This window comes from Bacteroidales bacterium (assembly GCA_031275285.1).
In the GTDB taxonomy this organism is placed as follows: domain Bacteria; phylum Bacteroidota; class Bacteroidia; order Bacteroidales; family UBA4181; genus JAIRLS01.
The window spans coordinates 1-22,898 of sequence record JAISOY010000170.1; the positions used below are offsets into that span (position 1 = coordinate 1).

22 protein-coding genes and 1 tRNA gene are annotated in these 22,898 nt (G+C 41.2%); 12 read left to right on the top strand and 11 right to left on the bottom strand.

Going from position 1 to position 22,898, the window contains the following annotated elements; all coding sequences use genetic code 11:
* The 8 genes from LBQ60_16870 to LBQ60_16905 form a co-directional block, all read right to left on the bottom strand.
* Nucleotides 1-605, bottom strand: a 605-nt coding sequence (locus tag LBQ60_16870) for a hypothetical protein (GenBank protein ID MDR2039594.1), incomplete at its 3' end; no start/stop codon positions are given.
* Nucleotides 606-667: 62 nt separating this feature from the next.
* Nucleotides 668-1,264: a Holliday junction branch migration protein RuvA gene (gene ruvA / locus LBQ60_16875; GenBank protein MDR2039595.1), complete on the bottom strand. Its 597-nt coding sequence runs from the start codon at nucleotides 1,262-1,264 to the stop codon at nucleotides 668-670.
* 183 nt (nucleotides 1,265-1,447) lie between these two features.
* Nucleotides 1,448-4,693 (bottom strand): PDZ domain-containing protein, encoded by a 3,246-nt coding sequence (locus tag LBQ60_16880; GenBank protein MDR2039596.1) that lies wholly within the window; start codon nucleotides 4,691-4,693, stop codon nucleotides 1,448-1,450.
* A gap of 257 nt (nucleotides 4,694-4,950) precedes the next feature.
* Nucleotides 4,951-5,664: a LytTR family DNA-binding domain-containing protein gene (locus tag LBQ60_16885; protein MDR2039597.1), complete on the bottom strand. Its 714-nt coding sequence runs from the start codon at nucleotides 5,662-5,664 to the stop codon at nucleotides 4,951-4,953.
* The gene (locus LBQ60_16890) at nucleotides 5,661-6,722 is read right to left on the bottom strand and encodes a histidine kinase (protein MDR2039598.1); all 1,062 of its coding nucleotides are present in this window, start codon (nucleotides 6,720-6,722) and stop codon (nucleotides 5,661-5,663) included. The genes LBQ60_16885 and LBQ60_16890 overlap by 4 nt, the downstream gene beginning before the upstream one ends.
* Entirely contained in the window at nucleotides 6,719-7,756 is a 1,038-nt protein-coding gene (locus tag LBQ60_16895; GenBank protein ID MDR2039599.1) for a histidine kinase, read from the bottom strand. Before LBQ60_16895 ends, LBQ60_16890 begins: the two co-directional genes overlap by 4 nt.
* A gap of 418 nt (nucleotides 7,757-8,174) precedes the next feature.
* Complete coding sequence (locus LBQ60_16900) at nucleotides 8,175-8,777, bottom strand: PorT family protein (GenBank protein ID MDR2039600.1); 603 nt, start codon at nucleotides 8,775-8,777, stop codon at nucleotides 8,175-8,177.
* 37 nt (nucleotides 8,778-8,814) lie between these two features.
* Nucleotides 8,815-9,672, bottom strand: coding sequence for a CPBP family intramembrane metalloprotease (locus tag LBQ60_16905; GenBank protein MDR2039601.1), 858 nt, complete (start codon nucleotides 9,670-9,672; stop codon nucleotides 8,815-8,817).
* 584 nt (nucleotides 9,673-10,256) lie between these two features.
* Between LBQ60_16905 and LBQ60_16910 the strand changes: the two genes are divergently transcribed.
* From LBQ60_16910 to gltA, 7 genes are all read left to right on the top strand, one after another.
* Nucleotides 10,257-10,802, top strand: coding sequence for a DUF177 domain-containing protein (locus LBQ60_16910; protein ID MDR2039602.1), 546 nt, complete (start codon nucleotides 10,257-10,259; stop codon nucleotides 10,800-10,802).
* A gap of 17 nt (nucleotides 10,803-10,819) precedes the next feature.
* The gene (gene rpmF / locus LBQ60_16915; protein MDR2039603.1) at nucleotides 10,820-11,008 is read left to right on the top strand and encodes a 50S ribosomal protein L32; all 189 of its coding nucleotides are present in this window, start codon (nucleotides 10,820-10,822) and stop codon (nucleotides 11,006-11,008) included.
* Nucleotides 11,009-11,088: 80 nt separating this feature from the next.
* On the top strand, nucleotides 11,089-12,042 hold the full coding sequence (gene plsX / locus LBQ60_16920) for a phosphate acyltransferase PlsX (protein ID MDR2039604.1): 954 nt from the start codon (nucleotides 11,089-11,091) through the stop codon (nucleotides 12,040-12,042).
* Nucleotides 12,029-13,024 (top strand): ketoacyl-ACP synthase III, encoded by a 996-nt coding sequence (locus LBQ60_16925; protein MDR2039605.1) that lies wholly within the window; start codon nucleotides 12,029-12,031, stop codon nucleotides 13,022-13,024. The genes plsX and LBQ60_16925 overlap by 14 nt, the downstream gene beginning before the upstream one ends.
* A gap of 52 nt (nucleotides 13,025-13,076) precedes the next feature.
* Nucleotides 13,077-13,158 (top strand) — tRNA-Leu (locus tag LBQ60_16930).
* 466 nt (nucleotides 13,159-13,624) lie between these two features.
* Nucleotides 13,625-14,452, top strand: coding sequence for a sulfide/dihydroorotate dehydrogenase-like FAD/NAD-binding protein (locus LBQ60_16935; GenBank protein MDR2039606.1), 828 nt, complete (start codon nucleotides 13,625-13,627; stop codon nucleotides 14,450-14,452).
* A gap of 30 nt (nucleotides 14,453-14,482) precedes the next feature.
* Nucleotides 14,483-15,952, top strand: a complete 1,470-nt coding sequence (gene gltA, locus LBQ60_16940; protein MDR2039607.1) for an NADPH-dependent glutamate synthase — start codon at nucleotides 14,483-14,485, stop codon at nucleotides 15,950-15,952.
* Nucleotides 15,953-16,092: 140 nt separating this feature from the next.
* On the opposite strand, the gene LBQ60_16945 is transcribed toward gltA, so the two are convergent.
* Entirely contained in the window at nucleotides 16,093-16,452 is a 360-nt protein-coding gene (locus tag LBQ60_16945; GenBank protein MDR2039608.1) for a cupin domain-containing protein, read from the bottom strand.
* 43 nt (nucleotides 16,453-16,495) lie between these two features.
* Entirely contained in the window at nucleotides 16,496-17,866 is a 1,371-nt protein-coding gene (locus tag LBQ60_16950; GenBank protein MDR2039609.1) for an MFS transporter, read from the bottom strand.
* 511 nt (nucleotides 17,867-18,377) lie between these two features.
* On the opposite strand from LBQ60_16950, the gene LBQ60_16955 reads away from it, so the two are divergent.
* The 3 genes from LBQ60_16955 to LBQ60_16965 all read left to right on the top strand — a co-directional run bounded on the left by LBQ60_16955 (nucleotide 18,378) and on the right by LBQ60_16965 (nucleotide 20,154).
* Complete coding sequence (locus tag LBQ60_16955; protein ID MDR2039610.1) at nucleotides 18,378-19,010, top strand: OmpH family outer membrane protein; 633 nt, start codon at nucleotides 18,378-18,380, stop codon at nucleotides 19,008-19,010.
* Between the two features lie 76 nt (nucleotides 19,011-19,086).
* Complete coding sequence (locus tag LBQ60_16960) at nucleotides 19,087-19,707, top strand: WbqC family protein (protein ID MDR2039611.1); 621 nt, start codon at nucleotides 19,087-19,089, stop codon at nucleotides 19,705-19,707.
* A gap of 69 nt (nucleotides 19,708-19,776) precedes the next feature.
* A complete protein-coding gene (locus LBQ60_16965; GenBank protein ID MDR2039612.1) occupies nucleotides 19,777-20,154 on the top strand; it encodes a VOC family protein in 378 nt (125 codons plus the stop codon).
* Nucleotides 20,155-20,217: 63 nt separating this feature from the next.
* Here the strand turns inward: LBQ60_16965 and dinB are convergent, their stop codons facing one another.
* The gene (dinB, locus tag LBQ60_16970) at nucleotides 20,218-21,306 is read right to left on the bottom strand and encodes a DNA polymerase IV (GenBank protein ID MDR2039613.1); all 1,089 of its coding nucleotides are present in this window, start codon (nucleotides 21,304-21,306) and stop codon (nucleotides 20,218-20,220) included.
* 344 nt (nucleotides 21,307-21,650) lie between these two features.
* On the opposite strand from dinB, the gene LBQ60_16975 reads away from it, so the two are divergent.
* Nucleotides 21,651-22,112 (top strand): RNA polymerase sigma factor, encoded by a 462-nt coding sequence (locus tag LBQ60_16975; protein MDR2039614.1) that lies wholly within the window; start codon nucleotides 21,651-21,653, stop codon nucleotides 22,110-22,112.
* A gap of 5 nt (nucleotides 22,113-22,117) precedes the next feature.
* The gene (locus LBQ60_16980; protein ID MDR2039615.1) at nucleotides 22,118-22,705 is read left to right on the top strand and encodes a hypothetical protein; all 588 of its coding nucleotides are present in this window, start codon (nucleotides 22,118-22,120) and stop codon (nucleotides 22,703-22,705) included.
* Nucleotides 22,706-22,898 lie beyond the last annotated feature (193 nt).

Consider the following 22,898-nt stretch of genomic DNA (forward strand, 5'->3'; position numbering starts at 1 on the left):
ATACTTCCGGTTACATTTACCTGCAAACGGGTATCAAAATCAAACGTGGTGTTTTTCCGGGCACTTTCACTTAAATTTGGGTTTTCGGTCCGTGTGGTGTTCAGGCCGAATATCAGTTCCGCAGATCCCTGCGGTACAATACTGATTACGTTCGTTCCGAAAATACGGTCAAAAGCCTCTCCTCCAAAAGTGAACTGAGGGATAAATCCGGTTCCTCCGGTTGATTCCCCATGTATAGAACCTTTGGAATGACCTTCCCAGTTCAATTTTTTCTGTTCCGTCATTTTCTGGTTCAGAAAATCAGAACGGTTCATAGAGTAAGGTACCGAATTATTCAAATCTCCCACCTTTTGCCTGAATACATACCGGTCCTGAACAGGATCATATTCTGCTTCATATTTTACATTTGGCGGGGTCTTAAGGAATAATCCGCCTCCTGAGGAAGGATAAAAATAGGGGTTGGGATCCGGTTGGGGAAAACGATATTCAAGCGGTGTCAACTGGTTTTCCGACCTGCCGGTCTGGGCAAATAAAAAGCTGTTGCAGAGAAGTATCCCGCAGCAGATCAACCAGAATATATGTGTATAATAAGTTTTTATAGCCAACCAATTGTTTTACAGTGCATCTTCAATGATAGAAAATCAAATATGATCAAAATCCGAAGCCATCATATGCCCACTTTTAAAGCTTCTTTAATCAGGTTTTCAACTGTTACAGAAGGATTAGCGGCAATAATTTTATCGAGGATTTTTTCAACGGATGCTTTCGTGAAACCTAAATTAACTAAAGCAGATAACGCTTCTTCCTTCGAAGTATTGTTTGAGATCAAAAATTTATCTTCCGCGATGATGGCTGCTCCGATTTTATCTTTCAGATCAACAATAATCCTCTGTGCCGTTTTCAGGCCAATTCCTTTTACATTTTTCAATACATTCGCATTTCCTTCCGAAATAGCTTTCTGCAATTCAGCGGGAGAGAGAGAGGATAAGATCATACGTGCAGTTCCGGCGCCCACTCCTGAAACAGTGATCAGTAAACGAAACAATGAACGTTCCTGTTTCTCAAAGAATCCGTAAAATAATTGAGCATCTTCTCGTACAACGTGATGTAAATATAATTTACACATGGTTGCCGTTCCCAATGAAGGTTGTAGCGCAGTATATGTATTCAGTGAAATGCTTACCAGGTATCCAATGCCACCGACCTGTACCGTTGCTGAAATCGGATCTAATTCCACTAAACGGCCTTCTAGAAAATCGTACATCTGTTTGCTTTATATTGAAAATATCGGCAAAAGTATATAAAAATATTGAATGATAGAAAAATAGAGCATTAGAAGAATCATTTTCCTTAGGGATATAACGCCATCATATTTTATCATAAAGGATTGCATAAAAACTTACACAATCCTTTCTGTTATTTCTTATAATATTACGTTCGGGTCTGTCTATTTACTTTTATCCGGTGGTGAAGGAATAGAAGGAAGAGGAGTATAGCTCTTCAGTTCTTCCAGGATTACTTCGATGGCCTTATTCAACTGCTCATCCATACCGGCATATTCCCTTGCAGGGTCATTGTCTATAACGATATCGGGATCAACACCATAGCCTTCGATGATCCACTCGCTCACATCCGATGAATAGGAAGCATATTCCGGCTTTCTCAGATCGGTACCGTCCACAAAAGGTAAAGATCCCCGGATACCGACCACTCCTCCCCAGCTTCTTGTTCCTACCACTTTTCCCAACTGATGTTTTTTGAAAGCATAGGGGAAAAGATCGCCGTCAGATGCCGAATACTGATTGATCAGCAGTACTTTTGGACCTATCATCATTTGTGCAGGAGTTTGCGAGGGAACCATTACGTTTCTGGCCATATTTGCGCGGGTTACTTCACGGGACAGCCGTTCAATGATCATGGGAGAAACATTTCCGCCTCCATTGCCACGGTCATCGATGATCAGGGCTTTTTTATCCAATTGAGGGTAGAAATACTTGACAAATTCATTCAGTCCGTCAGCGCCCATATCCGGGACATGTATGTATCCGACCTGTCCGTTCGTTGCCTGGCTCACCTTGCGGATGTTATTTTGTACCCAATTGTAGTAATAGAGATTCGACTCATTATCAACAGGGATGACAATGACTTTACGGCTTCCCGAGAGTGCCGGCCGGCTGTTCAGTTGCAGTTCGACCTGTCTGTCGGCCATTCCTACCAAACATTGGTAGATGTCTGAAACATCGGCCAATGATTGTCCGTTTACAGCAACAATAAATTCTCCGGCTTTGGCATTTACACCCATTTCCGTTAACGGTGAACGGAGCGACCTGCTCCAGTTGGCTCCTTCAAGGATCGAATCGATCCTGAAAAATCCTGACCCATCTTTACTGATTTTAGCTCCCAATAGTCCCATGGGAATTTTTGGAGCCTGAATGCGCTCACCACCATTGATATAAGCATGTCCGACATTCAATTCCCCGATCATTTCCCCGATCAGGTAATTTACATCATCTTTGGTTTTGGCAAATGGTAATAATACCGCATATTTATCGTGCATCGCTTTCCAGTCAACACCATGCATGTTTGCTACATAGAAGAAGTCGCGCATCTGCCTCCAACATTCGTCATAGATCTGTTTCCATTCCGCCTGTTTATCTACAGTGATCTTCAGGCCACTCAGATCCACTTTCTCATCCAGGCTGATCCGGGAACCGGGTACATCGATCACCCAGCAGTCACTTCCCCTGCGGACAAGCATTTTATTCCCTTCCGAAGAAATAAGATAACTAACGCCTTGTCCTAACTCTGTTTCCTTCTGCTTTTCGAGATCATATGCATAAAATCCGGAAGAGCGGTTATAATAGAGTTTGTTATTCAGGTATTGCAGGTTCCAATAACGATCAGCCGGAACAGGCAATGTGAAGATCCGGTCGACCATTCCCGCCGTATCTATTTTGGTAAGAGCAGTCTCTTTTTTGGGAGCTGGATCTTCTTTTTTTCCTTTTTTCTTGTCGTCTGCTTTTTGTTCCTCTTTTTTTATTTTCACTTCGTCATTTACCGGAGCAAAGGGACTGGGCGTATCGTTGGACAATGTAACCGCATAGATACGGCTCATTTTCTGGTAAGCTGTATTCCATTCAACGTCGCTGTACATAGGGTTAAAATCCCGGTTAGATACAAAAAACAGATATTTTCCGTCGCGGCTAAAAGCCGGTGAGGATGATTTGTACCACAAGTCTGTTACAGCTGTTTTCCGGCCATCAGCAGTATTGTATAGCCATATACGGCCAAAACTGTTGTTGGCGGTTTCGGTATATACTACCCAGCGGCTGTCAGGCGACCAGGCAAACTGACTATATTCCCATTTGGAAGATTGTGCTATCTGGCTTACTTTTTTAGTGGCAATATCCACATACTGTAACCGCATTTTTTTGTCGTTCCATAATATTTTCTTACTATCCGGCGACCAGCTAATACCGAATTTATAGGTGTCGGCTCCCTGGGTCAGCTGAATAGCGGGTTCACTTCCATCCTGTTTCTGGATGTAAATTTCATATTCTCCGCTCCGGTCGCTCAGGTATGCCAGCCATTGTCCGTCCGGCGACCATTCAACCTCACGGTCGTGGGCTCCGGAAGAGTTGGTTAAATTACGGGTAATGCCCGATTTGGCAGGAACCGTAAAGATTTCTCCATGAGAACTTACGGCTAATCGTTTGCCATCAGGAGAGATCGATACCGAACGTATTTCCCTGGAAACATCCTTCAGTTGATTGCGCCCGGCATATCCGTCATCATTGATCCGTATGTTGATTTTGTCTGAGCGGCGGGTTTTGACATCAAAAGAGTAAATATCGCCTCCGTTTTCATAGACGATCCGATTGTCTCCGGCCGATGGGAACTTTATATCATATAATGTATGATTGGTTACCTTATCGGTTTGCTGTGTTTTGACATTGTATACAAAAAGATTGGCAGTACGGTCTCTTTCTGATACAAAAAATACCTCATCGCCAAACCACATAGGAAAAATATCCTGTGCATCATTCTCTGTAATATTTTTGGTTTCTTTGGTCGCAAAATCATAGATCCAGATATCATCGGCCATTCCACCCTTATAATATTTCCAGGTACGGAATTCCCGGAATACACGGTTGAAAGCCAGTTTACTGCCATCTGCAGAAAAAGAACACCAACTTCCTGTAGGTAACGGAAGTTCGGTAGACATTCCTCCGGCAGAAGGAACGGAAAATAACTGGCCTACAAAAGCATTAAATGATTGCTTGCGCGAACGATAGATCACATTTTTTCCATCCGGAGTCCATCCCATGACGATATTGTTGGGACCCATACGGTCTGAGACATCATCCCGTGACAAGGTGGCCGTGTACGTTAATCGCCTGGGCTCGCCTCCTGTCGCCGGCATCACATATACTTCCGTATTTCCGTCATAATTAGCGGTAAAAGCAATTTGTGATCCGTCGGGAGAGAACCGGGCAAACATTTCAAAACCCGGTGCATTGGTCAATTTTCTGGCTTCCCCTCCGGAAGTACCGGCCGTATACAAGTCTCCGGCATAAGTAAATACCAGCTGATTTCCATGAATGGCAGGAAAACGAAGTAAACGGGTTTCCTGTTGTGCCTGAACCCGAACAAGCAAACAAACAAATAGAACAATCAATAATGTCTTTTTCATGAGTAATATAATGTATATGATATATGAAAATATGGATACAAATATAGTGAAAGGTGAGAGCAATTGTAGAAAGTTTGTTTCGAAAAATTGCCGAACCGCATCCTATATTCTACAAATATAGTGAAAGTCGAGAGGCAAAATCAAGCTTGCTTGAAATTTTGTCCAAGGCGCATCCTATATTCTACAAATATAGTGAAAAAATAATATAGATTACCGCAAAAGAAATGAAACAAACCTCGGTATTACTATTTCTGATCTTACACTGATTTACCCTTCATAAACTCTTCAAAGAAAGTATCCCGATAAAAATTCCCGATAGCGATTTCATGATTTTTGATGAAAACATCGTTGTTGTCAAAGGAATCGATATGGTTTTTATTGACGATATATGACCTGTTAATTCGCAGGAATGTATTCTTAGGGAGCAGGTCATGTATATTTTTCACATTCATGCGGGTAATGATGCGTTGCTCGTTCATTTGGATAATTACATAGTCTTTCAGCCCTTCGATAAAAAGGATATCTTTCAGGTTTACTTTGAAAAAACGCCTGTCGGATTTGACAAAGATACATTCACCTTCTACATTCTCCACACTCTTTTTTTCCTCGTCCAATAAGAGTGAATGGTAAGTAATAGCCTTATCCACTGCTTTACGGAATTTAGCAGCATCAATCGGTTTTACCAGATAGTCGATAGCGTCGACCTCGTAACTGTCAAGCGCATACTCCGAATAAGCCGTTGTAAAAATGATCAGTGTATGTTTCGGTATGCTCCGTGCAAACTCTATCCCGTTTATCCCAGGCATCTGAATGTCCAGAAATATTAAATCGACATCTGTTGTTTGTATATATTGGGAAGCCGTTTCCGCACTGTTGAAACTATCTAACAGTTCCAGTTGAGAGATCTGGTCGACTAATCTCTTTATTCCTTTGCGAGCAATCGGCTCGTCGTCTACTATAATGCATTTCATAAATTTAATTCTAATTTTACTGTGTAGGTTGTCTCTGTTTCTGCTACATCCAACACATAGTTATTCTTAAATAATAAATCCAAACGGCGTTTGATATTTGTCAATCCCAATCCGCCTGCATCCCGTTTTACAGGTTTCACCGGCTTTGAATTCTCACATTCAAAAAATAAACAACCATTTTTCATTCGGAATATGAGGTGCACATACGATCTGTTTGTATCGAGATTGTGTTTTACGGCATTCTCCACAAACGGGATAAAGAGTAACGGCGGTACTTCCACACCGTCAATACTTCCTTCTATATCAACCGTATATTCAAAATAGTCGCGGCGGACTTTCTCCAAATCAAGAAAATCGGAGAGGAAAGTAATATCGGCTTTCAAAGAAACGTTGTCCTGTATACTATCATTGAACTGATACTGTAACATATCATCCAGCTTATCCAATATATGCGAAGCCATTTTAGGGTCTTCATCCACCATGATATTGGCATTATTGATCATATTAAACAGGAAATGCGGATTGATCTGACTTTTGAGAAAGCTTAGTTCCGATTGGAATGTGGCGATCTGCAGGTTGTTTATATTCCGGTTACTTATTATCCATTGCTTAAATAACAGGAGTGTCGAAATTCCTCCCAGAAAAAGGAATATGGTACACATAGAGGATGCAATGCTCAGAAAAATGGCTATGCCGGAGGGTTGCTGATGGGTTACTGCTATATCATAAAAGAGTTCTTGTAATATGACGATGAGGAATAGTGCGAAAATTGTAAAAAGTACCACTGAGATTATATAGGCAAATACTTTGTTCTTCGCAAGGAACCGGGGAAACAACACATAAGTGTTGACATATACCAGCATATTAAGAAACAGGAAATAGCTGATCCAACCATAAAAACGGTTGAGTGAAATATTCAGTTTATCGGGTGCATCGAAAAATATGCTGACAGAGATCGCCAGAATAACAACCTGCAATAAAATATGCCGGTGAACATGGTATTTATCGTCAATAAAGAATGAGGATATACCGTTTTTATGTCTTTTTAATCCCATCATTCCGTTATATCTATTTTAAGTTCCACCATTTCCGGGTTTAATGCCCATGTGTATTTATCAGGATATTGCAACTCTAACCGTTGTCTCACCAAAGAAAATACGTCCTCATTCAAAGGTTTTTTATTGTCCGGTTTACAGGTAAAAGTGAGTGTCCGGCTTTCGAGTTTGAATGACAGATCCAACAGGGTGTTATCCGTAATTATACATTGAACAATGGATATAAAGAGCATCGGCGCAACGAAAGTATTGTTTATATCTCCTTCGGTGTGAATACAATATTTAATGCCGGGATTGTTCTTTTGCTCTAACTCGATAAATTTGGTCAGGAAATTTATTTCAGATTTAAGTAAAATTTTCTCCCTGCCCGCATCATATAGCTGGTATCTTAATAATTGTCCCAGTTGCATCAACATACCGGAGGTTTTCTGCGGATCTGATTCTGTCGAAGCGGAGGCGTTGCGAAGTGTTTTGGATAAAAACACAGGGGTGATTTGTCCTTTCAGTTTATTCAACTCCGATCGGATATGTTCTCCTTCTAATCTGGCTACCTGCTGGTTTCCTGTTAACCACTTACGGAACAACATAATTATTGAGATCCCGCAAAAACAAATAGCTGTGATCACTGAAGCCGATAAATTATCGACCAAAATAAGCGGATTACTGTACGACGTGATCCGGTGCGGCAAATCCAAAGCGTTACGGACCCAATATTCCCCTGCCAGGGATAGCGTTGGCAGTAAAAATACAATGATGCACAGGACTATTATATAAGTGATGTACTTGTTTTTTAGAAGAAACCTGGGTGTCAGGTAAAAATAATTAAAGTACATGGCAATCAGGTACAGTGTAAATGATGAAAAGCAAATAAGATAGATGTGGTTGCCCAAAACAGACTGGCTGTCCTGATAAGCAATGAATACCTGATTGAAAGTAATAATAGCCCCTACAAAAATGAAAATCAGGTGCCGCCAGATCCGGTATTTTGAACCGAACAGAAAAAGGGGCAAAAAACTATTTTCTTTTATCTGATTCATTTTTCCTACGTAAATAAGATTGACAAAGATACGTTAAAATCAAGCCTATACACTATATTGAATATAGGATTCTTCAATCGTCCGGGTTCAGTCGCTCCTGCTTTTCAGGCTGTATTCATGATCGAAAAGTGTTTTATTGATCATCAATTCCGGTTCAAAAGTAGTTTCTAGAAGCAGGTTCCTGGATTTTATGATACGAACAGCTTCTTTTCTGCGACAGAATAGCCTGATTTGTATACAAGAAAGAATATGGGATTTTGTGAACTCCTGATTTCCTTCCTGCTGAACTATGAAATTGTGAAAAAGAGATTCTAGTTTCAAAAAACACACATGCTTCGTGATTTTATACCTGCTTAAGTGTCTTATTAAAAAGCCTTTGGATGATCTCCAAAGGCTTAAGAACGAACACAGGGAATGCTTAAAAACAATAACCTATACCCAAACTTATCGTTTGTGTATCTGCTCCCGACCTCTTGTTTTTGGAGCTTAAATCATATCCTAACTTGTATCCTGCATTAATGGATAATCCATTGTGTAACTCGTAGCCCACCATAATACCTCCACCCAAATACCAATGGCTCAATTCCAGTTTATTCGCACCTTCTTCCCAACCGGGCACTTTCTCTGTCTTTGAGTCAATGCTGAGCCCGTAACCGATATTAGGCCCCACACCGGCAAACAGTTTACCCCGGCCAACGTTGAACTGTCCTATCGCATATACCGGGATTTCTACCGAAGCATATTTGAATCTTATTTTTTCGTCAACAGTATTTATTTTCCTTTCCGTGTAACTGAACAGTAGTTCCGGTTGCAGGGAAAAGTGCTCTCCGAACCCGATTTTCACAAAACCACCGAGTGAAGCTCCGGGTTTAAAGGAACTGCTGCTTTGTATGTTCGATACTTCCACATTGGTAAGATTTCCGATCAGTTTCACACCGAAAGAAGTGTTGGCTTGTGCATTTACAGTTAAGACGAATGTTGAACTAATTGCAAGAATTGCTGCTAAAATAATCCGTTTCATGATTTTTGAATTTTTATTGATTTTTGAATTTTTTTGTTTAATTGTTGATCGCTTTCTCGAAGAAGAACTTCTTGTCTTTCAGGACTACAACTGTAGCCAGTATGCATAGCAATATCGTCTGAATGATTTTAGTATCGGGATGCGGAGCGAATAATTCGTTGAAAAGTCCGGCTGTGATATGGAATACAATGGCGACGATGATATTACGTCCCGTTTTGTAGTACAACCAGTTCATTAATAAAACGAAAGGAATAATACTTATCAGGAAGTTCAGTCCGTAGATCAATCCGTCATTCACCAAATTACTTTGATAGTAATCCCTAATGGTTGAGAGCGGCATGTGCCATATTCCCCATATAGCCCCGAATATAAGTGATGCATTAAACAGGTTGAATTTGCTTCGTAAACTGTCTGTTCCATAGGAATGCCAGGCCAATTCTTCAATCACAGGTGCAAGTATCAACAGAAACCAGACAGGAAAAATTCCTGATGAAAAAGTAAAATTACCTGTGATAATGAACTGTTCGGGACTATACCCAAAAGGTAGGGAAATTACCTGTGCCAACATAATGCTGACAGGCATAATCAGACATGTTAAAAAAGCGTAGACCGGTTTTATATCTCTGAAATTGAAGAACCGTTTTGATATATCTCTTCTCAGTTCCTTGTCCTTGTTGCTCATCCAATAAACTACAACCAAAGGAGCAAACAATCCGATGCAAGCCAGAATGCTCGCTATTTGAAGATATTTGTCCTGATAGGGAGTTATCCAACTTACCTGTCCGGCTGCAAACCAGAATGCCCAGGGAATAAGGGTGGACAGGATGAAAAATAATGCAGGCTTTTTATACCTGTTGATGGTGGAACTATCCGTTCCTGTTTTTAACTTTTCCATGATGATGGTTAATTGATTATATATTTCGTTTATTTCTACTATTTCTACTGCGAAGATACAGGGCTTCGGAAGGAGGAATTTTTATTTGAGACGGATGAGCCTGTTTTGTAGACGAAAATGGGAGGTTTGTATAGAAAGTATGTAATACGACTTAAAAAGGAGGAACAGGATTCCGTCGAGGAAAAGGTGTAATACCTTATATATTTATGATTGATCGTTCTTTTGTGTTTGTTTGTAGCTGAAAAAACGATTGGATTGATTGTTTCCTTTACTATATTGATTTTAGAAGTCTTCTATTAGTAAACAGGCAACAGGGTTATTTGAACGTATGGAAAACTAACAGTATCTATTTGCTTAATTCTCACAGGGGTATCCTGTATGCTGTAAATATGGTGAAACGACACCCTGATTAATTACCGGGTTTTTCATAAAATGAAAGGTTACTTTCAGGCTATTGAGAATAGTGATCCATATATGTCTTCTGTAAATGGATATGGTACGTCGGGTGTGATGATATTTTTTTTTGAGATATTGCATTGATTTTGGATTTAATTCGTACTTTTGCACCTTGAATTTTATGCAAAGTGAATAGTCAGGAATTATTTATCATCCCATTTAAGGGATTGTCTGTCGGGACACATTTATTTGAATGGACGATTGATAAAGGCTTTTTTACTGCGTATGAGATGTCGGAAATTGATCATGCTGATATAAATGTACAGGTTACTTTGATCAAGCATGACCAGTTTTTAGAGATTGATTTTTTATTGGAAGGTTGGGCAGAAGTGCCGTGTGACCGATGTCTGGATCCGCTATCCCTTGACATCAAAACAGAAGCCAAATTATACGTAAAGTTTGGTGATGCTTCTTCCGGTGAAGAAGATCCGGGAGATGGTCATGATGTAATTATCCTGCCGCCTGATGAAGACAAATTAAACGTTGCACAATATTTGTATGAATATGCACATTTGGGTTTACCTATAAAAAGGGTACACCCTGATGATAGTTCTGGAAAAAGTATGTGCAATGAAGATATGATCAGTCATCTTGAAAAGTACCTTGTTAAAGAAAAAAATAATCCGGATATTGATCCGAGATGGAATGATTTAAAAAATATTTTTGATAATTAATTTAAGATAATAAAGAAATGCCACATCCAAAACGTAGACATTCAAAGCAGAGAAGAGATAAAAGAAGGACGCATGACAAAGCAATCGTGCCTACGGTTGTAAAATGCTCTAACTGTTCAAGTTCGGTGTTGTATCATAGGGTTTGTCCTTCTTGTGGTTATTACAGGGGAAAATTGGCCGTGGAGAAAGACAATATGGTCGCCTAAATCCGATTGATGGATTTCCTAGTAAACAAATCTCATGAAACAATAACTCGTATTTGTCTTACGAGCAAAACATTCGCGCTATGAAGATAGGTTTAGATGTCATGGGAGGTGATTTTGCTCCGGAAGTAACCGTACTTGGAGCCATTTCGGCATATGAACAGTTACACAAACACGTCAGTTTGGTATTGATTGGCGACGAGAAAGCCATCATTGATATTTGCCGCCGGGAAAAATTTGATCCGGCCCGGTTCGAAATAGTGGATGCACCCGATACTATTACTATGGGGGATCATCCATCGAAAGCTTTTGCACAAAAGACCCGCTCAAGTATTTATGTAGGATATGAATTATTGAGTGCGAAAAAGATTGATGCTTTTGCCAGTGCAGGAAGTACCGGAGCTATGATGGTCGGAGCCATGTATACTGTTAAGTCCATACCGGGCATTCTTCGTCCGGCTATTGCCGTTGCTACACCTCGTGCAGATGGAAATGTAAGTGTATTGTTGGATGTCGGGATCAACCCCGACTGCAAACCCGATATTTTGTATCAATATGGGTTATTGGGTTCACTATATGCTGAATTTGTATATAATATCCCCAATCCCAAAGTAGCTTTATTGAATATTGGTGCAGAAGCTGAAAAAGGAGATTTATTGACCAAATCCACATATCCTCTTATGGCCGAATCGAAAGATTATAATTTTATCGGCAATGTAGAAGGACATGAAATATTTTTGGATAAGGCCGATGTGATTGTTTGTGACGGCTTTGTCGGGAATGTGATACTGAAAGCCGCAGAAGGCTTCAGTCACATTGTAAAGTTAAGAGGGATTGATGATGAGTTTTTTGAATCATTCAATCCTGATGATTATGGAGGTACCCCTGTGTTGGGTATCAATTCAAATGTTATTATCGGTCATGGAGCATCTAACAGTGTGGCTATAAAAAATATGATATTGTTGTCACAAGGTGTGATAGAAGCCGATTTACCGTCAAAAATTAAAAAGTATTTTATAACTGATGAGCAAGATTAGAGCAACCATCACAGGGATAGAAGCATTTCTTCCCGAATACAGGTTAACGAACCAGGAGCTAAGTACGATGGTTGACACTTCCGACGAATGGATCATGCAACGGGTCGGAATAAAAGAGAGAAGGATTTTAAAGGGAGGATTGGGCACTTCGGAAATGATGGCCGAAGCGGCGAAAAAATTGTTGGAAAAAACCAATACATCTCCGGATGAGATTGATTTTGTCCTTGCTGCCACCAATACTCCTGATATGTGGTTTCCGGCAACAGCCGCAATTGTCTGTGATAAAGTAGGCATACACAATGCCTGGGGATATGACTTGCTGGCGGCATGTTCGGGATTTATCTTCGCTTTGGAAACCGTCAATAAATTCATCGAATCAGGTCAGTATAAGAAAGTCCTTTTATTAGCCGGTGATAAAATGTCGTCCATTGTTGATTATACAGACCGGAATACCTGTCCTTTATTTGGAGATGCGGCAACAGCGATGTTGCTGGAGCCAACTACCGAAGACATCGGTGTCATCGACCATAATTTCCATATAGATGGTTCGGGCCGTCATTTCCTTCATCTGGAAGGAGGAGGCTCCCAATATCCGGCTACCCACGATACCGTCAGTAAACGCATGCATTATGTACACCAGGACGGAAAAACCGTATTTAAGTTTGCTGTTTCCCGGATGGCTGATGCTGCCGTCGAAATGATGGAACGGCATCAGATCAAACCTGAGGACCTGGCATGGTTGGTCCCCCATCAGGCAAATCTGCGCATCATTGATGCTGTGGGACGTAGAATGGGATTAACACCTGATAAGGTAATGGTGAATATTGAAAAATACGGCAATACCACTGCTGCCACCATTCCTCTTTGCCTGTTTGAATGGGAAAATCAATTGAAGAAAGGTGATAAGCTGATTTTAGCCGCTTTTGGTGGAGGTTTTACCTGGGGATCCATGTATATGAAATGGGGATACGACCCTAAATAATGACCGTAGTTTTTTGATCAAAATATTTGCGTATCTTTGTACGCCCAAACACGCGGACGTGGCGTAATTGGTAGCCGCGCCAGACTTAGGATCTGGTGCCGTAAGGCGTGGGGGTTCGAGTCCCTTCGTCCGCACAAAGCCAACAACTGTTTCGGTTGTTGGCTTTGTCTTTATTATCCTCTGATACAAACGAGAGGTGACGGTTTTCCCGATGTGGATGTAGACTTTATTATTACAGGTGAACAGGTACTATTCATGAAAACCAGTATCCGGATTGAAACAATGCTGAAATAAGGGTTAATTATTATAACATAAACGGTTAAAAACTTCAGTCAGCCGTCCGGATGACTGAAAATAACATTCCGAAAGGAAATGACAGGATTCAACTACAGTTTACGATATTTCTTGATATACATATATTTTTTATATCTTTGTGCGCTTTTATGTAATACCAATAAATTAATGTCACGCCAATAAATGTAATTGCTTTTTTAGTGTGACTTAAGGAAATGATAAATAGCACCGAGTGCTTAAAATATGGGAAAATGTTATTTTTCTGTGGAAATGACATTCCTGTTCCAATGATTTTTAATTTTTACGATGAATAGAATTATTAAAAAAGAGTTTTTATCTGAAAATGTTTTTCGGATGGAAATCGAGGCTCCGCGTATCGCTAAAAGCAGGAAAGCAGGACATTTTATTATTGTCCGCCTGGACGAAGGGGGAGAACGGATCCCGCTCACCATTGCCGATGCTGATGTTGATGCCGGGACCATCACCTTAATTGTGCAAAAAGTAGGATGTTCATCGGCAAAAATGTCGAAATTAAATGAAGGGGACTTCATTCATGATGTGGTGGGACCTTTGGGCAATGCTACCCATGTGGAAAAAGTCGGGACGGTTATCTGTGCAGGGGGAGGAGTGGGGATAGCTCCTTTATTTCCTATTGTACAGGCATTTAAACATGCAGGAAATCGTGTCATCACAGTGTTGGCCGCACGTACTGCCGATCTGTTGATCTATGAAAAAGAAATGGGCGAATTCTCTGATGAACTCATTATCATGACTGATGACGGATCCCGTGGAAGGAAAGGTTTGGTGACCCACGGAATGGAAGAAGTGATCAAACGTGAAAAAGTACATCAGGCTGTGGTGATCGGACCGGCCATTATGATGAAATTTGCTGCGGCGCTCACGCAGAAATATAATATACCGACTATGGCCAGCCTCAATACCATTATGGTCGACGGGACGGGGATGTGTGGTGCATGCCGTTGCTCTGTAGGAGGGAAAACGAAATTTGTATGTGTCGATGGTCCGGAATTTGATGCGCATCAGGTCGATTTCGATGAGATGCTGCAACGAATGGAAGCATATAAAGACGAAGAAATGGCTACTTATCAGAATTATCTGCTGAATCAGGGATAACACCCGAATATTTTGAATGCTTGAATTGAAATGAATACATCCGAATATTTGAAAGAAGAACGCAATCAGCCCTGGCGGGAAGAGATACGTAAATCTGTAAAGAATGCAGACAGAACCAAACGTGAACGGGTATCCATGCCGGAACAGGATCCGATGGTCCGTGCCACTAACCAGCTGGAAGTAAATCTGGGTCTTACCGAGGAACAGGCTGTAGGCGAGGCGACACGCTGCCTTGATTGTCCGGATCCTACGTGTATTACCGGATGTCCGGTAAATATCAATATTCCGAAGTTTATAAAATATATTGAAGCCCGTAAATTTACTGAGGCTGCGCGAACATTAAAAGAAACCAATGCCCTTCCCGCTGTCTGCGGCCGGGTATGCCCACAGGAAGTACAGTGCGAATCCAAATGTTTTTACACCTTAAAACTGAAAAAAACACCGGTAGCCATCGGTAACCTGGAACGTTTCGCCGCCGATTACGAACGTGAATCAGGGAATATATCCGTGCCTGAAACAGCGCCTTCCAATGGTATAAAAGTAGCTGTCGTAGGTTCCGGTCCTGCCGGCTTAGCCGCAGCAGGCGACCTGGCAAAATCGGGATACGCGGTTACGGTATTTGAAGCGTTACACGAAATTGGCGGGGTACTAAAATACGGGATTCCTGAATTCCGCCTGCCTAATATCATTGTGGACGTGGAGATAGAGAATCTGCGTAAAATGGGTGTACAGTTCGAATCTAATTTTATTGTCGGGAAAACCAGCACTTTTGAAGACCTCCGGGCCGAAGGCTTTAAAGCCTTTTTTATCGGAAGCGGGGCCGGACTTCCTAATTTCATGAATATCCCGGGAGAAAATTACATCGGTATTTTTTCTTCCAATGAATACCTGACCCGTGTGAACCTCATGGGTGCGGCAAAACCCGAGTGTGACACACCTGTCCTGAGTGGTAAGCATGTAGCCGTGATCGGTGGTGGTAATACAGCCATGGATAGTGTACGTACCGCCAAGCGCTTAGGTGCCGAACGGGCAATGATCATCTATCGCCGCTCTATGGAAGAGATGCCTGCCCGTAAGGAGGAGATACATCATGCCCAGCAGGAGGGAGTCGAATTCATGTGCCTTCACAATCCCGTGGAATATCTGGCCGATAAAAAAGGACGGGTAACCCAGATGCGTGTCCAGAAAATGGACCTTGGCGAGCCCGATGCTTCAGGACGCAGACGTCCGATACCTATTGAAGGATCGGAATTTTTGATTGATGTGGATACGGTGATCGTCAGTGTCGGTGTGTCCCCTAATCCTTTGATCTCTCAAACGATGCCCTCACTCGATGTGTCCCGTTGGGGGACGTTGGTGGTCGATCAGGATACCATGCAGTCATCTGTACCTGATCTGTTTGCAGGTGGCGATATTGTCAGGGGAGGAGCCACCGTTATCCTGGCCATGGGAGACGGAAGAAAAGCCGCCGCCGGGATACATGGATACCTGCAGAAGTAATACCGGAAAACATACAGGAAACGAAATACCCGATCATCAGCATTACTGGTGGTTTTTTATTGGGGATGATTGTCCGCCAGCAAACGGAATAAATTCGTTATTTAAAATATCTTATTGACAGATAGACAAATCAAAACATCTTACCTGATGTCATTTTCATTGACATACTTCAGATAATCCTCCCTGACAGGCTGAAAAACCTCAATAGCTACCGAATCTTCAATGATTTCCGCTTTATGAGCTACATCCGAAGGGATGCTCCAACTGTCGCCCTGTTTTAACATTTGACTTTGTTCTCCGATGTACAGCTTAATACAGCCTTTAACCAGATACCCTGTTTGTTCATGCGGATGTGCATGTCCGGGTAAAGCCGCGCCCTGATTCATCTGAAACTCGGTCATCAGCATATTTTTTCCATAGACCAGTGTTTTTATCCTGATGCCCTTGGCGATCTCCGTATAACCTTTTTGTGAATGGTTGCCAAACATAATTGTGATCAAATATTATATTTTATATCAAAATTCGCAAAACTACAAATGAAAATTACCCTTTCCTGATATTCGGTAATTCCAGGCCGTATCCCTTTCTTTTGTCTTCACGTTTCAGCATAACGGAGACTATAAGGGCCAGTACCCCCAGACAGGTGAAAATGATCATGGGAAGGGTGTAGTCGTAAAGCGCTACTGCTTCTCCTTTTTCTGTGATCCTTTCCCCTATGATGCAGAATTTGTCCAGCACCAGTCCGATAATAAAAGGTACCAGGCTCAATCCGATATTCTGTACCCAGAAGATCAGGGCGTAAGCAGTGCCTATTTTGTTCTCGGGAATGATTTTGGGTACCGAAGGCCACATTGCGGATGGTACCAGCGAAAATGCGATACCCAGCAGTATCATCAGGAATGCCGCAAACCACCAGACATTCAGTACCGGTAGTGAAAACAGGAAATGGATGCCTATCAGCATGGTCGCTCCGATCATCATGATCGTGGCTCCTTTTCCCTTTTTATCATAGATGCCGCCAAAGAGGGGGGTCAGCAGTATGGTTCCGAACGGCAGTATCGCCGGAATATTCCCGGCCCATTCAGGAACTACATTATATTTGTTGATCATCAGTGATGTAGCGTATTTCAGAAAGGGGAATACTGCGGAATAAAACAATACACAAAGCAGGGCGATCAGCCAGAATCCCCTGTTGGAAATAATGGACAATATGTCCCTGACGCGGAAAGGCTCTTCTTTTTCTTCTTCTATTCCGGCATCCGAAGCATCCAGTTTGCGGTCCATCACACAAAAGACGAGGTAGGCGATCAGTCCGATACATAACGCGACCAATCCCAGCAATATAGGAGCCGATAAGCTCTGAAAATGTTTGGCCAGGGGAATCGTGGTCGCCATGGCCAATCCGGTGCCCAGACGCGCTACAGCTACCTGGATACCCATTGCCAGGGCCATTTCATATCCTTTGAACCACCTTACAATTACCTTGGTGACTGTGATCCCGGCAGATTCTATACCCAGGGCAAAGATGGCGAAGCCGATACTTGCCAGAAAAACCTGTGTCCTGAGACCGAAGATATGTCCTTCAAAAGCATTTGATACCGCATAATATTTTAATCCGCAACCGATGATCATCAAAATACAGGCGCCTACCCCGGTGATACGTACACCTACCTTGTCCAGGATTAATCCGCTGATGATCAACATAAAAAGGGCGACATTCAGCCATCCGTATGCCATGTTGAATGTGCCGTATTCAGTGGCACTCCAGCCGAATTCATCTTTTAACAGCTCCATCAACGGAGCCATCACATCTGAAATGAAATATCCGCAAAACATGGTAAATGCTACGAATATCAGGATTGTCCAACGGGCAAATTTTGAATCTCGCAGGCTTTTTCTTATGGCTGTTGTCATTTTAGTCGTTATTTAACATTGATAAGTATGTAACAAAAATAGTTTATATAAAATTTTATCCATATCGTGTAATCATGTGTAAGCCGAACGGCCTTCGACAGGCGGCGTTAAGAAAATCCATAGTGCAGGGCATAAAAACAAAATCTGTTTGAGCGATAGCGAACTTAGCGTTAGCGTTCTCACCGCAGGTAATTTTTTGTTTTGCCCGTAATGGAGGATTTTTAGTCAGGCCTGTCGGTAGCCTTGACTTTTGCTTCTTTGGGTCAAGCCAAAGAAGATTAAAATAATAAAATAAAATATCTTTTGACATGAATTTATATAATAAAGAACAAAACTACACGTTTTTTTTATTGATTTACGATAACCGTATGTTATTTAATCGAAAAAAATACCGGTGAATCAGATATATTTTAAGACTTTTTTTGATTAATATCAGTCTTTTTACCTTTAATATTTCAATTGGTTATATATCTTTGTCCCGTTTTATGAATCTTAATTTTATTTTATATCCATGAAAAAACTCAATTTGGTTTTAGTGCTTGAGGGCGTACTGCTGGTTGCAGTAATAGTACTTTTTGTCCTGGTTTTTACCAAAAAAGGATCGCCTTCTGGTTCTGGTATCGAAACAATAACATCCGGCGGAGAAGTGAATGCCATCGCAAGTGGGGATATTGTATATGTCAATATCGACTCATTGATGCAAAATTACCTGTATTTTCAGGAACTGGCAAAAGAATTGGAGGCAAAGGGTGAAAAGCTGGATGCCGAACTAACCAATAAGCAAAAGAAACTTCAGCAGGATTTTGCAGATTTTCAAAATAAGGCGCAGAAAGGCCTTGAGACACGTACCAAACTTGGTGAGATACAACAACAGCTTGCGGCTGATGAACAAGCCCTGATGCAACTAAGCGAAAATTACCGGATGCAGCTGGGAGAGGAGCAGGTTGTACTTCAGCGGAAAGTATTACAGGCCATCATGGATTATCTCAAAGAGTACAATAAAAGCAAAGGATATCAATATATCCTGGGTAATTCATTCGGAGGAGTCCTTTTATTCGCTAATCAGGGACTGGATGTTACCGCATCTGTACTGGAAGGGATCAATGCCAAATACACAGCGGAAAACCCGGGAAAGAAAAAATAGTATTTACCATTATAGGAAAAGACCAGCTTTGGGCAATGCGCTTTAAGCTGGTTTTTTATTGACGAATATTTGTTTGATGAAACACATCCTGTTATCCACCGCTTACTTTGCTCCGGTACAATACTATTCAAAATTGCTGTCGGGGAATATTATTATAGAAAAACATGAGCATTACAATAAGCAGTCATACCGGAATCGTTGCCGCATATATACTGCCAATGGCCCGCTTGACCTGGTCGTGCCGGTTGTCCGAGCGGAAAATCCGAAGATCCCGGTTACACAGGTGGAAATTGCTTATGATACTTTATGGCAGAAACTTCATTTTAAAGCCATTGAATCTGCTTACCGCAGATCGCCCTTTTTCGAATATTATGTCGATGACCTGATACCCTTTTTTACCGGTCATTATCGGTATTTATACGATTTCAATACCCGGATCATGCACACGGTATGCCAATTGATCGGTCTACCGTTAAAGGTACAGGAAAGTGAAGCATATATGGGAAACGGGGAAAATATCGTCGATCTGCGTGACGGCATACATCCCAAAGTGAACCGGCAAGTACCGGATCCCGGCTTTATTCCTCCGGTTTATACACAGGTATTTGAAGACAGGTTCGGCTTTATTCCTAATTTAAGTATTCTGGATATGTTGTTCAACGTAGGACCGGAAACCGTTGAATTATTGGCCGGCTGATTTGGATATGAAGCAACAATCATTATCTTTGTCATGTGTAATGTTTGGTAATCATTAAAATTGTACAATATGAAGAATGTAATTCTCGGGATCGATCATCCGGCTTTGGCTGCTGAAAATGTGGAAACACTGACCAAATGGTATTGTGATGTGTTAGGATATGAAATTATGGCACGTACCGATAAACCGGTATATATTATCAAAGCGGCTGACGGCACTTATATCGAGATGATGCCCAAAGATGAAAATGCCCGTCCCCAACGTACAGTATGTACTCCCGGCTGGTCACATCTCGCATTTCGGGTGGCCGACATGGATAAAGCCATGGCTGAACTGGACAAACATAATGTTCCCTGGGAAGGTCCTGAATTTGAAGCCGTAGGTGGTGGCCGTATCCGTAATTTCTTCGATCCGGAAGGAAATATGGTACAAATCGTTCAAAGATAAATGCTGAAAAATATAAGCGAAAAGCGGGCAGGTATTGTCCGCTTTTTTTTTGGGTAAACCGGATCAGTATTTCGGGTCTACCGGCCAGATCAGATCCAATTCCAATTGCCTTGACTCATTGGGGTCATGCAGGTTGGACAGCCCGATCCCCAGCAGGCGTATTCCCTTTCCTTCCAGTGAGACCTCATTGAGAAGGCTTCGGGATGTTTGTTGTAAAAGCGGATAATTATCGATCAGGGTATTCAATGTCCGGCTACGGGTAATGGTTTGAAAATCATTGAACCGTACTTTTAATGTCACAGTCCGGGCTGTTTGCTGTAGCCGTTGCATCTGTTCGAAAAGTCGTTTTTCCAGATGGTACAATTCCGTAATCACGGAAAAACGGGAGGTCAGGTCCGTTTCAAAGGTATTTTCCACGCTCAGTGATTTCCTGATGCGTTCGGGTTCCACCTCACGGCGATCAGTACCACGAACGATGTCATAAAAGAAGAGTCCTTTCTTTCCGAATATTTTGATCATCGCATCCAGCGTTAGCGCCTGAAGGTCTCCGCCCGTATGTATACCCATCTTCCTGAGTTTTTCGGCTGTGACTTCCCCTATACCATAAAGCTTTCCTACATCCAAAGCCTTTAGGAAGCCAACTGCCTGGTGTGGCTTTATCACGAACAGTCCATCGGGCTTATTGACATCAGAGGCCATCTTTGCCAGGAATTTATTGTAGGAAACTCCTGCCGAAGCGGTCAGTTGTGTCGCTTCCCGGATACGTTGTTTGATTTCCAATGCAATATGTGTAGCAGAAGCTATGTTTTTCTTGTTGGAGGAGACATCCAGATAGGCTTCATCCAGTGATAACGGCTCGACCAGATCCGTATATTCCCGGAAAATATCCCTTATTTGTGCCGATACCGACTTATATACATGAAAACGATGTGGCTGGAAGATAAGGTGCGGACATTTACGCAATGCTACTACAGAAGGCATAGCGGAACGTACACCGTATTTCCTGGCTTCGTAACTGGCTGCCGCCACTACTCCCCGGGATGCAGCCCAGCCGACTGCCACCGGTTTACCTTGAAGTTCGGGAAAATCACGTTGTTCGATAGACGCATAGAAAGCATCCATATCAATATGGATAATTTTGCGGGACAACATCCGGCAAAATTACAGAAAAACATATAAGTAATACTCATCGATTATATAATTGATAATTGATAGTTGATCATTGAATATTTTTAAGTGACTTATATGATATATGTGTAAATATTTATTGGAATTGATACAATGCCACATTTGATCAACGTAATCAATCCGGTCAACCTGACTTAAGAGAACAATAAATATCATTGAGTGCTGATTGTCCGGACAAGATAATGAAAAGTATTCTGTCTTAAGACTTTATTCTTATCGTATTGATTTTTTTCTTTTATTTTGTAATAAATCGATCATAAGTCCGACTATATAGAAAAACGAAAATGGATCTTATTCAAAAGGAATTTTTGAAAATATTGTCAGATTACCAGGGAATCATCCATAAAGTAAATTTGATTTACTTCAGATCTGATGTGGATAAGCAGGATAATTTTCAGGAGATAGTATATCAACTCTGGAGGTCGTTTCCTTCAATAAGGAATAAGGATAAACCGGCCTCCTGGATCTATTCAGTTGCGATCAACACTTCCATTTCAAAGATCAGAAAGGACAGTAAACTGGAATTTTGTGATTCCGTTCCGGATTTTGATATTGTTGAACAACCTGAAGATGATGAGTACAGTAAAAACTACCAAAGGCTCATTCAGGCGTTGTATCAACTAAATGAAATCGATAGATCTATCATGTTGCTGTATATGGAAGATTTCATTTACGAGGAAATAGCTGGGATTATCGGTATCGATATTTCAAATGTGGGTGTAAAAATACATCGTTTAAAAAATCAGTTACACAAACAATTTAAAGGTTAAACAATATGAATAACAATGATATAAAGAATATCTGGAAATCGGGAGTTGACGCAGATATCAACCCTTATTCTGAATCCGAACTGAATGACATTGTCGTCAAATCAGCCCGAAAATCAATGAAGATCATTCAACCGGGAGGAATTCTGCGTGTTGTCGTCGTAGCCTCCATTATTTACTTCATCATAATAATAACGGCAGGTGATAGTACATGGGAAATGCGTATGTTGTATTTTATCGGCTTATTGATCTTATCGGGATCGTATTTCCTTTATGAACGTGCTTCCCGGAAAATGAATCAATATATACTGGGCTCACCGGTGAAAGAATGGTTGGAATATCGTATCGATCAGGTTGAAAGAAGCATCAGGTTTAAACATAAGTACGATTTTCTCATTTATGGCGGAGCAATTCTTCTGGGATTTAGCTTTTCTTTAATTTCCCAGCTTTTGGTAAATTCATTTAACATAGTAGCATCCATCGTATCCTTTGTCGTAATACTCGTAATTATCTTGATTATCAAGTATAACGATAATAAAAACTACCATAAGACATTAATGGGATTGAAAGAAATACACCAACAATTAGAAGAATAATCAATAAAAAGAAATGATGAAATGTCCATAAACATAGCGGTATATCCACCGTCATGAACAAAATTGGACATTTAGTTTCACTGAGCCCTTCGGGGTTCATCTAACCATTAAAAATAATTTTATACAGATGAAAAGATTTTGTTTTTGTTTGTTCATAAGCCTGATGTGTATAAATATTTTAGCATTTATACCG